Genomic DNA, 15,533 nt, shown 5'->3' with positions numbered 1-15,533 from the left:
GCAGACGGTGGCGCACACCAGTATCTGGGCAGAGATCAGCAACACCCCGCACGAACTCCGGTACGTCGACGTCGCCGGTGTCAGGACGCGGATAGTCCAGGCCGGGAGCGGGCCACACCTGGTGCTGCTCCATGGCACGGGCGGCCACCTGGAGGCCTACGCCCGCAACCTCGCACCGCTGGCGGCACACTTCACGGTGACGGCGTACGACATGGTCGGCCACGGCTGGAGCGACCTGCCGGACCAGCCGTACACCATCGACGTCCTCGCCGAGCATCTTGTTGGTCTCCTCGACGTACTCGGGATCGACCGCGCACACCTGTCCGGCGAGTCGCTCGGCGGCTGGGTCGCGGCCTGGACTGCCTCCCACCATCCCGACCGTGTCGACGGGCTGATCCTCAATACTCCTGGCAACATCGCGAACAAGCCGGAGGTGATGGAGCGGCTCAAGGCCAGCACAATGGCCGCCGTCACCGACCCCAGCGACGAGACCGTCCGGCGACGCGTCGAATGGCTCTTCCACGACAAGAGCCAGGTGACGGACGAACTGGTCCGACTCCGCCAGGCCGTCTACACCCGACCCGGCTACCTGCGAGCCATCGAGAACACGTTGGTCCTGCAGGATCCCGCCGTACGCCGTGACTACGCGTGGGACTCGTCGTGGGTCAGCCGCATTGCCGCCCCGACTCTTCTGCTCTGGACCAGCCACGATCCCACCGGTGGACTCGACGAGGCTGAACTGCTCCAGAGTTGGATCCCGCGGTCGCGGTTGCACGTCATCGACGACGCCGGCCACTGGCCGCAATGGGAGCAGCCCGCTGAGTTCCTCGCCGCGCATGTCGAGTTCCTTCGCTCGGTGGCGCCATCGACGAACGGTGCGGTCCGATGAGCGAACTGGTCGGTTTTGTGGGGATCTCGCACTCGCCGTTCGCGACCCTGCTCGCCCCACCGGGCGCCGGCGAACCGGGTGCACAGTTCCTGTCCGACGCCGAACTGGTCGCCAAGGCCGTTGCCGAGTTGGCCCCGGATGCCGTTGTGGTGATCGGGCCGGATCACTTCCACGCGAACTTCTACGACGTGATGCCGCCGTTCGTCGTGGGCGTCGAGACCGCGCTCGGGTTCGGCGACTTCGGCAGCAGCACCGGGCCGCTGCCGGTCGAATCCACACTGGCCTGGGAGGTCTACTCAGGTCTCGGCGACTCCGGCTTCGACCCCGCGTTGTCGTACTCGCTCACCGTCGATCACGGCATCGTGCAGGGCTACGAGATGGTGACCGGCGGCGCGAACATCCCGATGGTGCCGATCGTGCTCAACACCGCGGCCCCTCCCCTGCCCTCGTTGGGCCGCTGTCGCGACCTCGGCCACACACTCGGCCAGGTGCTGCGGGCATCGACGTACGACGGCCGCGTCCTGGTCGTCGCCAGCGGCGGGCTGTCGCACTGGCTGCCCTCGAACGATCCGCGCGATCCGTCCATCCCCGACCCCAAACGGTCCGCGCTGATCCACGGCCGGCTGGACGCCGCCGCGTTCTCGGCCGAACGTGAGCCGCGGGTTCGCGCGATGGGCGGCAACCCGGCCGCCCGGGTGAACCGCGACTGGGACACCTGGTTCCTCGAGGCCTTGCGGAACCCGGACCTCGAACCGGTCGTTGCCCTCGGCCACGACCAGCTCGAGGAGAACGCCGGCAGCGGCGGTCACGAGATCCGCTGCTGGCTCGTCGGCCATGCGGCCGTCGGTCTGCCGGTGACCTGGACCAGCTACGAGGCCGTCCCGGAGTGGATCACCGGCATGGGCATCGGCACAACCTTCGAGATCGCGTGAGGACAGAAACGATGAACCTTGCCACCGTTGTCGACGCTCTCGGCCAAGCAGAGCGCGACAGCCGGCCGATCCCGCCGCTGCGCGAGACCTGGCCGGACCTGACCGTTGTCGATGCCTACCAGATCCAATTGCGCACCGTCCGCAGCAGGCTGGCGTGCGGCGGAGTGGTCCGTGGCCACAAGGTCGGACTCTCCTCGAAGGCCATGCAGCAGCTGCTCGGCGTCGACGAGCCCGACTACGGTCATCTGCTCGCGGACATGGAGCTGTCCTCCGATCGCCCCGTCTCTGCCGCCCGCTATTGCGCTCCACGGATCGAAGCCGAGGTCGCCTTCGTGCTCGGTAGCGCGTTGCCGGGTGGTTCGTGCACCGAGGAGGACGTGCTCGCGGCCACGGACTACGTCGTACCGGCTCTCGAGCTGATCGACAGCCGGATCGCTGGTTGGGACATCACGATCGTGGACACCGTTGCGGACAACGCCTCCTCGGCGGGCTACGTCCTCGGCCGGGATCGCGCGAAACCCGATGAGCTCGACCTCCGCGGGATCGAGGCCCGACTGTTCCGCAACGGCGACGAGGTGGCTGCAGGCCGCTCCGATGCGGTGCTCGGGAATCCGGCGACAGCCGTCGCCTGGCTGGCCAACAAGGTTGCTTCCTTCGGAGTCACGCTCGAGGCCGGCCAGGTGTTCCTGCCGGGTGCGGTGCATCGCGCGGTCGACGTACGAGGTGGGGATTCCTTCGAGGCTGTCTTCGACGGACTCGGCACCGTGTCGATGGACTTCTCATGCTGACCGCCGCGATCGTCGGCCCGGGCAACATCGGCACCGACCTCATGTACAAACTGCTCCGCAGCGAGGCGATCGAACCGCGCTGGATGATCGGCGTCGATCCGGCCAGCCCAGGACTCGCCCGCGCCCGGCACCACGGCCTCGAGGCCAGTCCTGAAGGTGTCGAGTGGCTGCTGGGCCAGGACGAACTGCCCGATGTCGTCTTCGAGGCGACGAGCGCGTACGTTCACCGGCGCTACGCACCTCGCTATGCCGAGGCCGGCATCAGGGCAGTTGACCTCACGCCGGCCGCGGTCGGCCCCGCGTGCATCCCGGCGGTCAACGGCGACGCTCATGCCACCGCCGCGAACCTCAACATGGTCACCTGCGGCGGACAGGCCACGATCCCGATGGTGGCCGCGGTGGCCCGGGTCGCGTCGGTCTCGTACGCCGAGATCGTTGCCTCGGTCGCCTCACTGAGCGCAGGCCCCGGTACCCGACAGAACATCGACGAGTTCACCCGGACCACGGCCCGGGCGGTCGAGACGATCGGGGGTGCCGAACGTGGCAAGGCGATCATCATCCTCAACCCCGCCGATCCACCGCTGATCATGCGGGACACGATCTTCTGCGCCGTCCCGCCGGACGCGGACCGCGAGGCGATCACGGCTTCGGTTGGCGAGATGGAGACCGCTGTGCAGAAGTACGTCCCTGGCTATCGGCTGCTGCAGGAACCGCAGTTCGACGACCCGTCACCACTCACCCGCGGCGCCACCAAGGTCAGCATCTTCGTGGAGGTCGAGGGAGCAGGCGACTACCTGCCGCCGTACTCGGGAAATCTCGACATCATGACTGCCGCTGCCACCAGAGCCGGCGAAGGGATGGTCCTCGGATGCTGAACCGTACTTGGCGACAAACCGACCCTGCGGGTGATCTCGACCTTCGTCTGACCGACACCTGCTTGCGCGACGGCTCCCACCACAAGCGGCACCAGTTCACGGCCGACGACGTACGGGCGATCGTCGGCGCACTCGACGACGCCGGCGTACCGGTGATCGAGGTGAGCCATGGTGACGGGCTGGGCGGGTCGTCGTTCAACTACGGCTTCAGCCTGACGCCCGAGCAGGACCTCATCAAGCTCGCCGCGGACACGGCCCGCCACGCCAAGATCGCGTTCCTGCTGTTGCCTGGAGTCGGTACGAAGGACGACATCCGGCAGGCCCGGGACAACGGCGGCTCGATCTGCCGGATCGCCACCCACTGCACCGAGGCCGATGTCGCCGTACAACACTTCGGCCTGGCCCGCGAACTCGGACTCGAAACCGTCGGCTTCCTGATGATGAGCCATACCCAGACACCGGACGTGCTCGCTACCCAGGCCCGCATCATGGTCGACGCCGGCTGCCAGTGCGTGTACGTCGTCGACTCGGCCGGCGCGCTGATCCTGGAAGGTGTGTCGGACCGGGTCGCCGCGATCGTCGCGGAGATCGGCGACCAGGCGACCGTCGGCTTCCACGGCCACGAGAACCTCGACCTCGGCTGCGCCAACACCGTGCTCGCGGTTCGCGCCGGCGCGACCCAGATCGACGGCTCGGTACGCCGCTTCGGCGCCGGCGCGGGCAACACCCCGCTCGACGCCTTCGTCGGCGTCAGCGACAAGCTCGGCTGGAAGACCGGCGTCGACTTCCTCAAGATCATCGACGCGTCCGAAGACGTCGTCCGCCCGGTCATGGGCGAAGAATGCCGGCTGGACCGGATGACGATGATGATGGGCTACGCCGGTGTCTACTCCAGCTTCCTGAAACACGCCCGTACCGCCGCCGAACGCTACGGCGTCTCCGGCCCCCAACTCCTCGCCGAAGCAGGCCGCCGACACCTGATCGGCGGCCAGGAAGACCAACTCATCGACATCGCCCTCAATCTGCAAGCGTCGGCGTCAGGACCTGGGAGGTGAATAACGCGGATGAATTCTCGCCAGCGACTGATATAACTGATGTCATCTGCCGTTATAGTTGATCTTGTCGAGTTGCTCTCTCCAGGAAATGAGGCGGTTGCGGTGCCGTCGCCCGCTGTCCGGCCGGTCGAGAACCGTTCGGTGACCACGCAGGTCATCGCCGAGCTCCGACGCTCGATCCTGTCCGGAGCGTTGCCACCGGGAGAGAGCTTCTCCCTGCGCGATCTCGCCGGTCAGCTGAACGTCAGTTTCATCCCGGTCCGCGAGGCGCTGCGGGATCTGGAGATCGAGGGGCTCGTCGTCACGCGGCCCGGGAAGAGCGCGACGGTAGCCCCACTGGACCGGTCCGACCTGGACGCGATCTACCGGCTGCGGCGGATCCTCGAGCCCGAGCTGGCACGGCGGTCCGCTGTCGCGATCACTGCTTCCGAGCTCGACCGTCTCGATGCCTTTTCCGAACCGTTCGGCGACGACTGGCGCAGCCCTGAAGCCATCGACGCGCGCCACGACTTCTACGTGGGGCTGTTCGCCCCGGCTGCGACCCCATGGGATGCGCGCCTGATCAGCTCACTCTGGCGGGCGGCCGAGCGTTACTTCCGGGCCGGATTCGACCGGCTGGAGTCCGACGCCGACGCACATGAGCGGCTCGTGCGGGCACACGACGGCCTGGTCTCGGCGTTCCGCAGTGGCGACGCCGACACCGCGGAACGCGCCGTTCTGGATCACCTCGACTACAGCCGGCAGGTAGCTCTCGCGTCCATCATCGAGTAGATCCGGCGGGATCCAACTCGTCCAGCCGCGTCCGACGGAGATCAACCATGACCGAACCGGCGACACCGTCAGCCCCACCCCCGGTTGCCCTGCCCGGCAACTGGGGAAGGTGGGGCCTCGACGATGAGCGCGGCACCCTCAATCTCGTCACCGCTGAGGCCAGGCGGCGCGGGGTCGACCTGGCCCGGATCGGACGGACGGTCTCCCTGGCTCGGCCGATCAGTACGGTCCCGCTGGCAGGAGGCGGACCCGCCGCACAAGGCATGTATCCGATGCCGAGCCCGATCGTGCAGATCATGAACTACACCGGTCCGTCGCCGGCGCTGACCGACGTTCTCATCGTCAACAGTCATCACCTCGGGATCACCCACATCGACGCGCTCGCCCACATCAGCGTCGACGGACTGGTCTACCCGGGCGTGCCGATCAGTCAGGCAGCGGCCGGCGGCACGATCCGGCACGGCTCGACAACGGCGTTCGCCGACGGAATCACGACGCGAGGGGTATTCCTCGACCTGGCCCCGGACAGCAGGCTGGCACCTGACCACTCCGTGACAGCCGCGGATCTGGACGAGGCCGCGCAGCGCGCCGGCGTTCAGGTGGAGTCCGGCGACGCCGTCGTCGTCCGGGCCGGCTGGACCGTGTCCGGCAACGCCGAGGAGTCGGTGCCGTGGTTCGGTCTGGACGCGGTTCGCTGGCTGGGCGAACACGACGTCGCTCTGCTGGCAGGCGACATCGGCGACCGGCCGCCGCGGCCGGGCGGGACGCTCCCGCTGCACGAGGTCGCTTTGGCCCGCCTCGGTCTCCCGTTGATCGATGGCGCGGCGGTCTCGGCGCTGGCCGCGACGTGCAGTGAGCTCCAGCGGTGGGAATTCCTGTTCGTGGTGGCGCCGATGCCAGTTCGCGGGTGCACCGGCGTACCGGTCAATCCGCTCGCCGTGTTCTGAGGCCGCACGTGCCGACATCCCTGCCCCGGACGGAGTACCGATGACCAGCATGCACCGGCCCGAGCCGCGCACCGGAGTACGGCGGATCGACACCCACACCCACGTGGTACCGCCTTTCTACCTCGATGTGCTGCGATCGACCCCGGGATATGCCGGCGCGCTGGTGGAATGGAGCTCGGAGGCCGCGCTCGAGGCGTTCGACCGCCTGGGAGTCGAGACCGGGATCCTCTCGATCTCCAGCCCCGGAGTGCACCTCGGACAGGACACCACCGCAGGGACGCTCGCTCGCAGGGTCAACGAGTACTGCGCCGAGGTGGTCCGAGCCTGTCCGAAACGCTTCGGGTTCTTCGCATCACTCGTCTTGCCCGACCTCGAAGGATCGCTGTGCGAGGCCCGCCACGCCCTGGACGAGCTCGGCGCCGATGGCGTGATCCTGCTGGCGAATGCCGAGGGCGTCTACCTGGGCGCACCGCAATGGGATCCGCTCCTCGAGCTGCTCGACGAGCGGGAAACCGTGGTATTCGTGCATCCGACCGCCCTCGCCGGCCCACCTGCGCCGGGCCTGTCCCCCGCTGTCGTCGACTTCCTCGCCGACACGAGCCGGGCCGCCGCCACGCTGGTGCGCAACGACTGTCTCGACCGGTTCCCCCGGATCCGCTTCCTGCTTTCTCACGGTGGCGGCTACGTCCCGTACGCCGCCACCCGCATCGCCGCGATGATCTCCGCGGAGGCCGACGAGGACGCCGTCATCGCCCAGCTACGACGCTTCTATTTCGACACCGCCCTCGTCGGCGGACCCTACGCACCGCACTCGCTGCTGGCCTTCGCCGACCCGCGTCGCCTCACGTTCGGATCCGACTGGCCGTACGAGTTCCGCCGTCACCAGTCAGCGGCATTCACCGCGCGGTGGGACGCGTTCGCGCTGACGGACGACCAGCGGAACGCGATCGATCGCGGCAATGCCGAGCAACTCTTCCCCCGGCTGGCCACCCACCCGTCGACGGCAGGTTAGACGAAGAATTTGGCCGGGTCGGGATCTGTGGCCCGGCCGAGCAGAATCTGGCCCGCCTTGGCCTGCATGCCGTCCTCGTCGATCGTCACGTGGCTCAAGAGCGTCTGCAGGTCTCGGAGGTAGTGCTGGGTCGGATCGTCGGAGCGGAAGATCGCACTGCCGGATCCCCGGCGGACGAGCTCCACGGCCTCCCAGGCGGCCCGGCAGACACTGAGGCAGTCCAGTTTGAGCAGAGCGCGTGTCTCGGCGGACTTGCTGTCCGGTCTCGCGGCGTTGACCGCCACCGAGTCCTGAACGGCCTGCCGCAGCATCGTTCGGGCGACCCGCAGCGCGGACAGCGCCCGGGCGTACCTCAGCTGGCCTGCCTCGGTGTCACCGGACAACTCCGGCCGGAAGGCGGCCCGGTGCCGATCCAGCCGCTCTCGATAGGCATCCAGGACGGCCTCGGCACCGCCGACGGCAAGCGCCGGGAAGATGAACACGAACAGGTCGCCGATCGCGTCCGAGTGCACGGGTTCGGGATGCTCGACCTCCGCCGGCCTCGGTCGGTAGTTGAAGCTGTCGAAGAGCCTGGTCCGCGCTCGGGGTACGAACTGGCCGGCCATGCTGATGGTTTGGCTGCCGGTCCCCTGCATTCCGGCCATGTACCAACTGTCCTGGACGTCGACGTGATCACGTTCGACCAGGAACAGGGTGATCTCCTCGTCTCCCTCGATGATGGCCGGCACCTGCACCCAGCCCGCGTTCATGACCCCGGTCGCATAGCCCCAGGACCCGCTGACCAGGTATCCACCGTCGGTCGGTACGGCGGTGCCCGGCGGCCGGCCGACGAACGTCACTCTCGGGACCTCGCCGTCGCGGAACAGCTCGGCCCGGGCCGATCGCGGATAGCGCGCGGCCATCCACGCGTGTGCGGTGAAGAAGGTGAGGGTCCAGGCCGCGGACAGATCGCCGTGCGCAAGGATGCGAGCCTGCTCGACGAACTCCTCGACGCCGCCACCCGCACCGCCGAGCGATCGCGGTACGAGGAGGCCGAAGAGCCCGGCGTCCACGGCGGCAGCAACGGTGGAATCAGGGAGCCGGCGCAACGATTCCGTGGCCGCCAACCGCTGACGCAGCTCCGGCACCATCGCCCGGGCCGCCCCGAGAATCTCCGCCGGCTCGCGCAATCCTGAGTTCGTCATCACTGTGCTCATCTGCAATCCCTTCCAGTTGTTGGGCTTGGCTCGGTACCGCGGCGGATCTGAGCATGCCGGTGACCCTGCGGAGCTCGTCGAGCATCGCGATCGCGGCACCGTCGCGCTCGACACTCGGGCGTACCGAGCCGTCCTCGGCAAGCTGCTGCGCCGCGAACGCGACATTGACTGCCTCGAAGATCGGCACCATCCGCAGCGTCGTGACCACCTGCTTGAGCTGCTGGATGGCGCGGGTCCCGGCGCCGATACCGCCGTACCCGACGAAGCCGACCGCCTTGTCGGCCCACTCGGCATGCAGGTAGTCGATGGCGTTCTTGACCGCCGCGCCGTAGCCGTAGTTGTACTCCGGCGTGACGAAGACGATCGCGTCGGCTGCCGCGACCTGCCGGCTCCACAGCTTGGTGTGATCATGCAGATATCGCCCGAGCTTGGGGTGATGCGGCTCGTCGTGGAACGGCAGGTCGAGTTCGGCCAGGTCGGTCACGGCGATCTCGAAGTCGCCGTGCTCGGCCGCAACCTGGCAGAACCACTGCGCGTACGCCGGACCGATCCTGCCTGGCCGGACACTGCCGATGATGACGAGAAGCAAGGGCTTGGACATGTGCTTGGCTCCGTGGTCGGTGGGCTGTGGCTCGTCACGCATCGACGAAGGTCTGCTCGAGTTCCCCGATGCCGGCGACCCAACTGGTCAGCTGCTCACCCGCGCGCAGGAAGCGTTGAGGTTGCCGGCCCAGGCCGACGCCGGCCGGCGTACCGGTGAAGATCAGATCACCGGGCTGCAGAGTCAGGATTGTGGACAGCTCGCTGATCAATCGCGGGACGGAGTAGATGAGTTCGCTGGTCCGTGCGCGTTGCAGCTCCACACCGTCCACGGCGCAGCCGAGGGCGAGATCGTCACGTACATGGCCCGCCGACTCGAGTTCGTCGACGGTGACGAGCCATGGCCCGGTGGGTGTGAATCCCGCGAACGACTTCCCAAGACCGAACTGAGGCGCCGTGCCTTGCAATTGGGTGATTCGTTCGGAGAGGTCCTGGCCGACAGTCAGGCCGGCGACGTGTGACCAGGCGGCAGCCTCGGGCACCTCTCGACTCGTCCGTCCGATCACGACGACAAGCTCGACCTCCCAGTCGGTGTGACCTCCGCGAGGTAGTGCAACCGTGCTGATCGGGCCACTCAGACTGCTTCTGAACTTCGTGAACACCGGCGGAAGTCCGGTGGGCGCGGACAGACCCGACTCGGCCACATGCTCGCGGTAGTTGAGACCGATCGCGATGATCTGGCCGGGGGTAGGCGACGGCGGACCGAGCTGCTCCCGTTGGTAGACAGTCGGCGGCTGCGTGGGCTCGAAGGTGCCGGCCCAGTCCGTGAAGAGCTCCCACTGATCGAACACGTCGCCCGGGTCAGGACCGAACTTCCGGCCAGAGCCGGCTTCGACGTCGTAGCCGGTCAGGTTCTCGGCCGTGGCGTCTGCGGCGAGCAATACCGCACGTCCGTTCAGATTGGCGAATCGCATCTGCACTCCTTCGTCTGGCAGGTGGCATTCAGATCAGTGGGCTGATCTGGTCTTGTCGACCGAGTAGCGCCTTGCCGTAGATCTCGTAGTTGACGGCCGGGATCGTGAGCGCGTGGCGTGCCGCGACGGCGGAGTCACGCCAGATGCGCTGCAAGGGATTCGCGTCGGCGAAGCTGCCCGCACCATGTGCCGACATGAGGATGTCGATGGCCTGACCGATGCACTGCACGGCCCTCGCGGTGTCGGCGCGCACTCTGGCCCTGGCCAGGAGGTCGGGATGATCTCCGGCTTCCGCCGTACGATCCAGATCGTCAGCCGCTCGGAACGCGTGGAGCTGGGCCGTGTCGATCAGGACGGCCGCCTCCGCGATCTGAAGCTGGAAGGCGACCGAGTCGGCTTGGGCCGTGTAGTAGGTATACGAAACGGGCTTGGTCGCAGCGGCCGACGTCACCAGCGCCAACGCCTTCCGCCCCAGGCCAAGCTGTGGCGCGGCCAGGACAAGAGCAAGCAGCGGCCCGAAGGCCAAGGGTGCCTGGTCGGTGCCGGGATGGCTCCCTTTGACGGCCGCCGGCACGGACAGGACTCGGTGTTCCGGCACGAAGACGTCGCGGGCGACGAAGCAGTTCGACGCCGTGGAGCGCATTCCTGCTGCGAACCAGGTGTCCTCGAGATGCAGGTCGGCGCGGGGCACGAGGGCCAAGCCCTGATCCACGACCGCGCCGGACTCGTCGGTGATCGGAGTTCCCAGCACGGCCCAGTCCGCGTGCCAGGAACCAGAGGTCCAGTACCACCGGCCCGTCACCTCGTGGCCACCCTCCACCCGCCTCGACTCCGCGGTCGGCGCGAGTGCACCGACGACCCTGGCATCGGGTGAGTCCTTCCAGACCTCGTCCTGCGCCCGCTCGGGGAACAGACCCACGAGCCAGGAACATACGTTGCATAGGGCAACTACCCAGCCGGTGCCACCGTCGGCTTCGGCGACCGCGGCGGACAGTTCCAGCATCGTCCGCGCGGATGCCTGGCAACCGCCGTACGTCCGGGGCTGGGACAACCGGAAGATGCCCGCACCGGTGAGAGCGGACATGACCTCCTCGGGGATCCGGCGATCACGTTCGCCCTGCTCGGCGCTGTCCGCGATCAGTGCGGACAGTTTGTCGACCCGGGTGCGGAGCGTCTGAGCTGACGGCGTCGCACTCACGAGGCACAGGCTGCGATCTGGTCGGCGATCTCGACGACGCGGCGGTCGGCGAACCGTGAATGGGTGCCGAAGGTTCGATACGCGTAGATCAGCGGAGCCCTGTCCTGCCGGATCGCCTCGACCACCAGACCGAACAACAAGGTGTGGTCGCCGGCGGGCACCACTTGTGCCAGGCTGCAGCGCATCCAGCCGGCCGAGCCCACCAACCGCGGCGCGCCTGCATCGTCTCGCCAGTTCGAGCCCGCGAACCGATCGATACCCCGGGTCGCGAACCGGGTGGCGATCTCCGCCTGGCCGTGCCCGAGCAGGTTGACACCGAACACCTTGCTGTCCAGCAACCGTGGCAGCAGGGAGGCTTTGTTGTCGAAGGCAACAGATATCAACGGCGGGTCCAGGGACAGCGAAGCGAACGAGCTGACGGTAGCTCCGTACGGATTGCCACCATCGGTCGTCGTCACGATCGTCACCGGCGCACAGACCGCCGACATGAACTCACGGAACCGGAATGCGTCGACGCCGTCGCCCAGCTCCGGCTGACCGGAGGCTGCGCCGGACACCTCACACCGTCCCGAGCAGAATGCCCAGCGGCGCAGGCCGGTTCTGTTGCAGCGACCAGGCGCGATCCATCAACTCTGCCGCCGTCGCACCACCGCGCCGGGCCGCGAGCATGGCTTCCGGATCGAAGGCCGGACCAACCGAGTCAGCGCCGTACTCCGGGCCGTTCATGTACGCCGTGGCCTCGACGGGTGCGGCGAAGTTGTCCACCTGCAGCTCGACGAAATGACCGTCCGGGTCCTGGTAGTACATCGACGTCGTCACACCGTGCGCGATGCACACGGTCGGCACGATGCGCTTTTCGCGCAGTACGACGTACTGCTCCAGCAGGTCATCGAGACTTCCGAACGTGTACGCCGTGTGATGCATGGACGCGGTCGCCGGCGGCTGGGGCACGGTGTCGATCGGAGGATGGATCAGCGCCACCCGGTGATGCTCCTCGTCGAACGTGAGGAAGGTGAGCGCCTCGTCGGTGTAGACCACGTGCGCCTCGAGAACCTGGCAGTACCAATCGGACATCGCCTTGCCTTGACCTGTCCGGAACACCACATGAGCGAACGTCGGTGCCGTCATCTGAACTCCCTCGATCGGCCCGTGGCCACCAGCTGCCTCGGGATGACAGGAACATATCAATTATATGTTATAACAGCAAGATCGCTCAGCAAGCGCCGGGCGTCACGGGGAACGACATCGCCGGACCAAGCCACGATGTGATCGGGTCGAACGATCGTCACGCGGGCACCGAATCCGGCCGCTACCGCCGCGGGAATCTCCGCGGAATCCAACGGCATACCGATTCCTTTGGCCGTAGCGATCAGGTCGGCTACGTCGACGTCCGCTGGAGCCAGGACCCGGTAGCGACGTCCGACCAGGTCCAAGGTGGACACCCCCGGCCCGATCCACACGTGTGGAATCCGGCGGCCGGCTTGCACATGCCGGGCCCAGTCATCGATGGCACGCGCATCGGGAACCGGCTCGCCGACGGCCAGGGGAATGATCGGCGAAGCCGTATAGCGATGCCCGAGCACCAGGTCGTAGCTGAAGTACTCGGCTCGCTTCGTCGCCTGGATGCGTTCGGCCGCCCGGATGCGCGCAGCACTGCCGTCAGCGCCGGTCTCGTCAAGTCCGGCCTCAACCAGGGAAGGGGCCAGGACCGCGTTGTTGGCAGTCGCCTCCTCGATCACCCGCTGATGCAGCGGTCGCCTTTCGACCGCATAGGTGTCGAGCAACTCAGGCCCGGCCCAGCCATCGAGCACGGCCGACAGCTTCCACCCCAGATCAACCGCGTCTCCGATCCCGGTATTGAGTCCGTGCCCACCGAACGGTGGATTGAGATGGGCAGCGTCCCCGACCAGGAACACCCGCCCGACAGAGCAGCGATCGACCAGTTTCATCCGGGCCGTCCATGGATCGATGCTGACGATCTCCACCGGCAGCGTTGCTCCGACAGCACCGTGAACCAGCCGCACCGGGTCGAGGTCTTCGGAATCGCCGTTGACGCCGAAGGCGATCAGCCACCAGGTGCCGTACCGGTCCACGGGTCCCATCAATCCAGGAGTCTCGCCGTTCAGCAGCCACGTCTGCACCGCGGGCGGATGCGGCAGCAGCGCCATCAGTTCATCGCTGCGAAAGACAACTCCGGTGTTGGAACCGCCGGCTCGACTGCCCTCGTACGCCGCGCCGACGGCCGGACGCACCGCACTCCGGGCACCATCGGCCCCCACGACATAGGTGGCTGCGAGTTCGTGGTGCCCGCCGTCGGCGGCGCGCACGGTGACCTTCACCAGGTCCGCGGACTGCTCGACGGCGACGACCCGTGCACCGATCAACAGAGTGCAGGCCGGCAACTCCGCCACGACCTCCCGGAGCAGATCCTCCAGAACGTACTGCGGCAACTGCTGCCCCTGCTCCGGAGAGACTCCGATGTCTTCGAGGCCGAGCGCACCGTGAAACCTGTAGATCTCCCGTCCCAGCAACGTCGTCGCGAACGAGACATCCCGGGACCACTCGACCGGCAGCGGGGCTCGCGCCCGCAGACGTGCCGCGAGGCCCCACCTGCGGAAGTGCTCCATGGTGCGCACATTCAAGGTCTTGGCTCGAGGTCGGGTGCGCGTTGGCGACAGCCGAGGTTCGACGATTGTGCACTTGATGTCCCGCAGGCCCAGCTCAACCGCCAAGGCCAATCCGACCGGGCCCCCACCGGCAATCAGGACAGGCGTCGAGCCATCCGATCCGCTCGGCAACCTCTCGGACAACAACGGCGACATGACCGACCTCCTGAGTCACTGACCACGAGCCCTTGTAGCACTCCAGACCTGCTGTTATAACATATTTTAAATAGCGAACCTGGTGATCGCTGGACACAAGGAGCCACCATGAGTCGTCAGCCCCAACCGGCCAAGTTGATGCGGAGCCCGTGGCGAGTGGTCGGCGGTGCCGGGCTGGCGCAAGCCGTCAGCCTCGGGCCGCTCGTCCTGAGCACCTTCAGCCTGTTCGTCATCCCGATTGCCGCCGAGACCGGTTGGAACAGAGCCACGGTCACGGTGGCCTTCACGGTCATGGGCGTCGGGTTCGCCCTCGGAACACCGATCGTCGGACAACTCCTCGACCGCTTCGCCTTCCGGCTGATCGTCGTACCGGCATATCTTCTCTACACCCTCTGCCTGGCATCGATCCATCTTGCGCCGCGCAGCCTGCCGCTTTTCTACGTGCCGTTCTTCTTTGTCGGCTTGTTCGCCAGCGGGACGTTCATTCCGTTCTCCAAGGCCGTGCTCAGCTGGTTCGACAACAAGCGCGGTAGGGCCATCGGCTTCACGGCAGCTCTCGGTGCGCTCGGCGCGATCCTCACTCCGTTGCTGGCGAGCGCGCTCATCGAGACAGTCGGGTGGCGAGCGGCCTACCCGTGGATGGCACTCATCGCGCTGCTCCTGTCCATCAGCATGGTCCTGAGTTTTGTCCGTGTCCGGGCCGAACGCAGCGTCAGGGGCCGCTTGGTGAGTCGAGCGGCCGACGCGGATCGGGCCGTCAGCCTGGAAGTGCCCGGATTGACGCTTCGCGAAGCGTTCAAGGGAAAGCAGCTGTGGATCATCGGCGGAGTCCTGTGCGTCGCCGGTATCGCGGTCATCGGAATTCAGGTCAATGTGGTGCCCATGATGACCGATCAAGGCATGCACCGAAATCAGGCGGCCCTACTGCTGACGATCTACGGTGTGGCGTCCCTGCTGGGCAGATTCGCGGGCGGTTTCCTCCTGGACCGTTTTCACGCACCACGCATCGCGGCCGCAATTCTTCTGTGCCCGGTAGCAGGCATGCTCCTCCTGCACAGACCGTTCGCCAGCGCCGCCGCCGGTATCGCCCTGGTGGGACTCGCGTTCGGCATGGAAATCGACCTACTCGCTTTCCTCACCAGCCGGTACCTCGGCATGCGCCGATTCGGATCGCTGCTCGGTATTCTTCAGTCGGCCGTGCTTTTCTCGACCGCGTTCGGGCCTTTGCTGATCGGGATCGGATACGAGACAACCGGTACCTACACCGGATTCATGCCGTACGTCGGCGGTGCGCTCGTCCTGTCCGCGGTCGTCGTCCTTCTCCTCGGCCCCTACCGCTATCCCCCGGTCGCCGGCTTCGACCGAACCGCAGCCCAGGACGAACTCGCCGCAGCCCAGAAACTGGCCGACCTCGCCAGCACCGAACGACCCGCAACCCCACACACCGAACCGATCCCCACCGAAACCCGATGACCTCCGTCACCTTGCTTCCCACCCTCGCCGACGTCGAAGGCTTGCGAGAGCTACCTGGCCG

At 67.2% G+C, this 15,533-nt stretch carries 16 protein-coding genes; 9 read left to right on the top strand and 7 right to left on the bottom strand.

The window, feature by feature from the left end; translation table 11 throughout:
- Nucleotides 1-7: 7 nt before the first annotated feature.
- The 8 genes from ACWF4Z_RS06080 to ACWF4Z_RS06045 all read left to right on the top strand — a co-directional run bounded on the left by ACWF4Z_RS06080 (nucleotide 8) and on the right by ACWF4Z_RS06045 (nucleotide 7,269).
- Complete coding sequence (locus tag ACWF4Z_RS06080) at nucleotides 8-889, top strand: alpha/beta fold hydrolase (protein WP_452241837.1); 882 nt, start codon at nucleotides 8-10, stop codon at nucleotides 887-889.
- Nucleotides 886-1,821 (top strand): DODA-type extradiol aromatic ring-opening family dioxygenase, encoded by a 936-nt coding sequence (locus ACWF4Z_RS06075; protein WP_452241836.1) that lies wholly within the window; start codon nucleotides 886-888, stop codon nucleotides 1,819-1,821. Before ACWF4Z_RS06080 ends, ACWF4Z_RS06075 begins: the two co-directional genes overlap by 4 nt.
- An 11-nt stretch (nucleotides 1,822-1,832) precedes the next feature.
- Complete coding sequence (locus ACWF4Z_RS06070; protein ID WP_452241835.1) at nucleotides 1,833-2,609, top strand: 2-keto-4-pentenoate hydratase; 777 nt, start codon at nucleotides 1,833-1,835, stop codon at nucleotides 2,607-2,609.
- The gene (locus tag ACWF4Z_RS06065) at nucleotides 2,603-3,484 is read left to right on the top strand and encodes an acetaldehyde dehydrogenase (acetylating) (RefSeq protein WP_452241834.1); all 882 of its coding nucleotides are present in this window, start codon (nucleotides 2,603-2,605) and stop codon (nucleotides 3,482-3,484) included. Before ACWF4Z_RS06070 ends, ACWF4Z_RS06065 begins: the two co-directional genes overlap by 7 nt.
- Entirely contained in the window at nucleotides 3,478-4,539 is a 1,062-nt protein-coding gene (gene dmpG, locus ACWF4Z_RS06060; RefSeq protein WP_452241833.1) for a 4-hydroxy-2-oxovalerate aldolase, read from the top strand. Before ACWF4Z_RS06065 ends, dmpG begins: the two co-directional genes overlap by 7 nt.
- Before the next feature lie 102 nt (nucleotides 4,540-4,641).
- On the top strand, nucleotides 4,642-5,310 hold the full coding sequence (locus ACWF4Z_RS06055) for a GntR family transcriptional regulator (RefSeq protein ID WP_452241832.1): 669 nt from the start codon (nucleotides 4,642-4,644) through the stop codon (nucleotides 5,308-5,310).
- A gap of 47 nt (nucleotides 5,311-5,357) precedes the next feature.
- Nucleotides 5,358-6,257 carry a cyclase family protein gene (locus ACWF4Z_RS06050; RefSeq protein WP_452241831.1) on the top strand — a complete coding sequence of 300 codons (900 nt, stop codon included), beginning with the start codon at nucleotides 5,358-5,360 and terminating at the stop codon, nucleotides 6,255-6,257.
- Between the two features lie 40 nt (nucleotides 6,258-6,297).
- Nucleotides 6,298-7,269 carry an amidohydrolase family protein gene (locus tag ACWF4Z_RS06045; protein ID WP_452241830.1) on the top strand — a complete coding sequence of 324 codons (972 nt, stop codon included), beginning with the start codon at nucleotides 6,298-6,300 and terminating at the stop codon, nucleotides 7,267-7,269.
- On the opposite strand, the gene ACWF4Z_RS06040 is transcribed toward ACWF4Z_RS06045, so the two are convergent.
- From ACWF4Z_RS06040 to ACWF4Z_RS06010, 7 genes are read right to left on the bottom strand one after another with little or no spacing between them, the layout of a single operon-like run.
- Nucleotides 7,266-8,456, bottom strand: coding sequence for a hypothetical protein (locus ACWF4Z_RS06040; protein WP_452241942.1), 1,191 nt, complete (start codon nucleotides 8,454-8,456; stop codon nucleotides 7,266-7,268). The two genes, ACWF4Z_RS06045 and ACWF4Z_RS06040, sit on opposite strands and share 4 nt — an antisense overlap.
- Nucleotides 8,341-9,108, bottom strand: coding sequence for an NADPH-dependent FMN reductase (locus ACWF4Z_RS06035; RefSeq protein WP_452241829.1), 768 nt, complete (start codon nucleotides 9,106-9,108; stop codon nucleotides 8,341-8,343). The genes ACWF4Z_RS06040 and ACWF4Z_RS06035 overlap by 116 nt, the downstream gene beginning before the upstream one ends.
- Nucleotides 9,101-9,979 (bottom strand): fumarylacetoacetate hydrolase family protein, encoded by an 879-nt coding sequence (locus tag ACWF4Z_RS06030; RefSeq protein WP_452241828.1) that lies wholly within the window; start codon nucleotides 9,977-9,979, stop codon nucleotides 9,101-9,103. Before ACWF4Z_RS06030 ends, ACWF4Z_RS06035 begins: the two co-directional genes overlap by 8 nt.
- Before the next feature lie 28 nt (nucleotides 9,980-10,007).
- Nucleotides 10,008-11,177 carry an acyl-CoA dehydrogenase family protein gene (locus ACWF4Z_RS06025; RefSeq protein WP_452241827.1) on the bottom strand — a complete coding sequence of 390 codons (1,170 nt, stop codon included), beginning with the start codon at nucleotides 11,175-11,177 and terminating at the stop codon, nucleotides 10,008-10,010.
- Nucleotides 11,174-11,734 carry a flavin reductase family protein gene (locus tag ACWF4Z_RS06020; RefSeq protein WP_452241826.1) on the bottom strand — a complete coding sequence of 187 codons (561 nt, stop codon included), beginning with the start codon at nucleotides 11,732-11,734 and terminating at the stop codon, nucleotides 11,174-11,176. The genes ACWF4Z_RS06025 and ACWF4Z_RS06020 overlap by 4 nt, the downstream gene beginning before the upstream one ends.
- A 1-nt stretch (nucleotide 11,735) precedes the next feature.
- Nucleotides 11,736-12,305, bottom strand: a complete 570-nt coding sequence (locus ACWF4Z_RS06015; RefSeq protein WP_452241825.1) for a VOC family protein — start codon at nucleotides 12,303-12,305, stop codon at nucleotides 11,736-11,738.
- A gap of 56 nt (nucleotides 12,306-12,361) precedes the next feature.
- The gene (locus ACWF4Z_RS06010) at nucleotides 12,362-13,999 is read right to left on the bottom strand and encodes an FAD-dependent monooxygenase (protein ID WP_452241824.1); all 1,638 of its coding nucleotides are present in this window, start codon (nucleotides 13,997-13,999) and stop codon (nucleotides 12,362-12,364) included.
- 108 nt (nucleotides 14,000-14,107) lie between these two features.
- Between ACWF4Z_RS06010 and ACWF4Z_RS06005 the strand changes: the two genes are divergently transcribed.
- Nucleotides 14,108-15,472, top strand: a complete 1,365-nt coding sequence (locus tag ACWF4Z_RS06005) for an MFS transporter (RefSeq protein WP_452241823.1) — start codon at nucleotides 14,108-14,110, stop codon at nucleotides 15,470-15,472.
- The last annotated feature ends 61 nt before the right edge of the window (nucleotides 15,473-15,533 follow it).

The sequence above is a fragment of the Kribbella sp. NPDC055071 genome (genome assembly GCF_053608045.1).
This window is presented reverse-complemented; position numbering and strand designations above follow the sequence as displayed.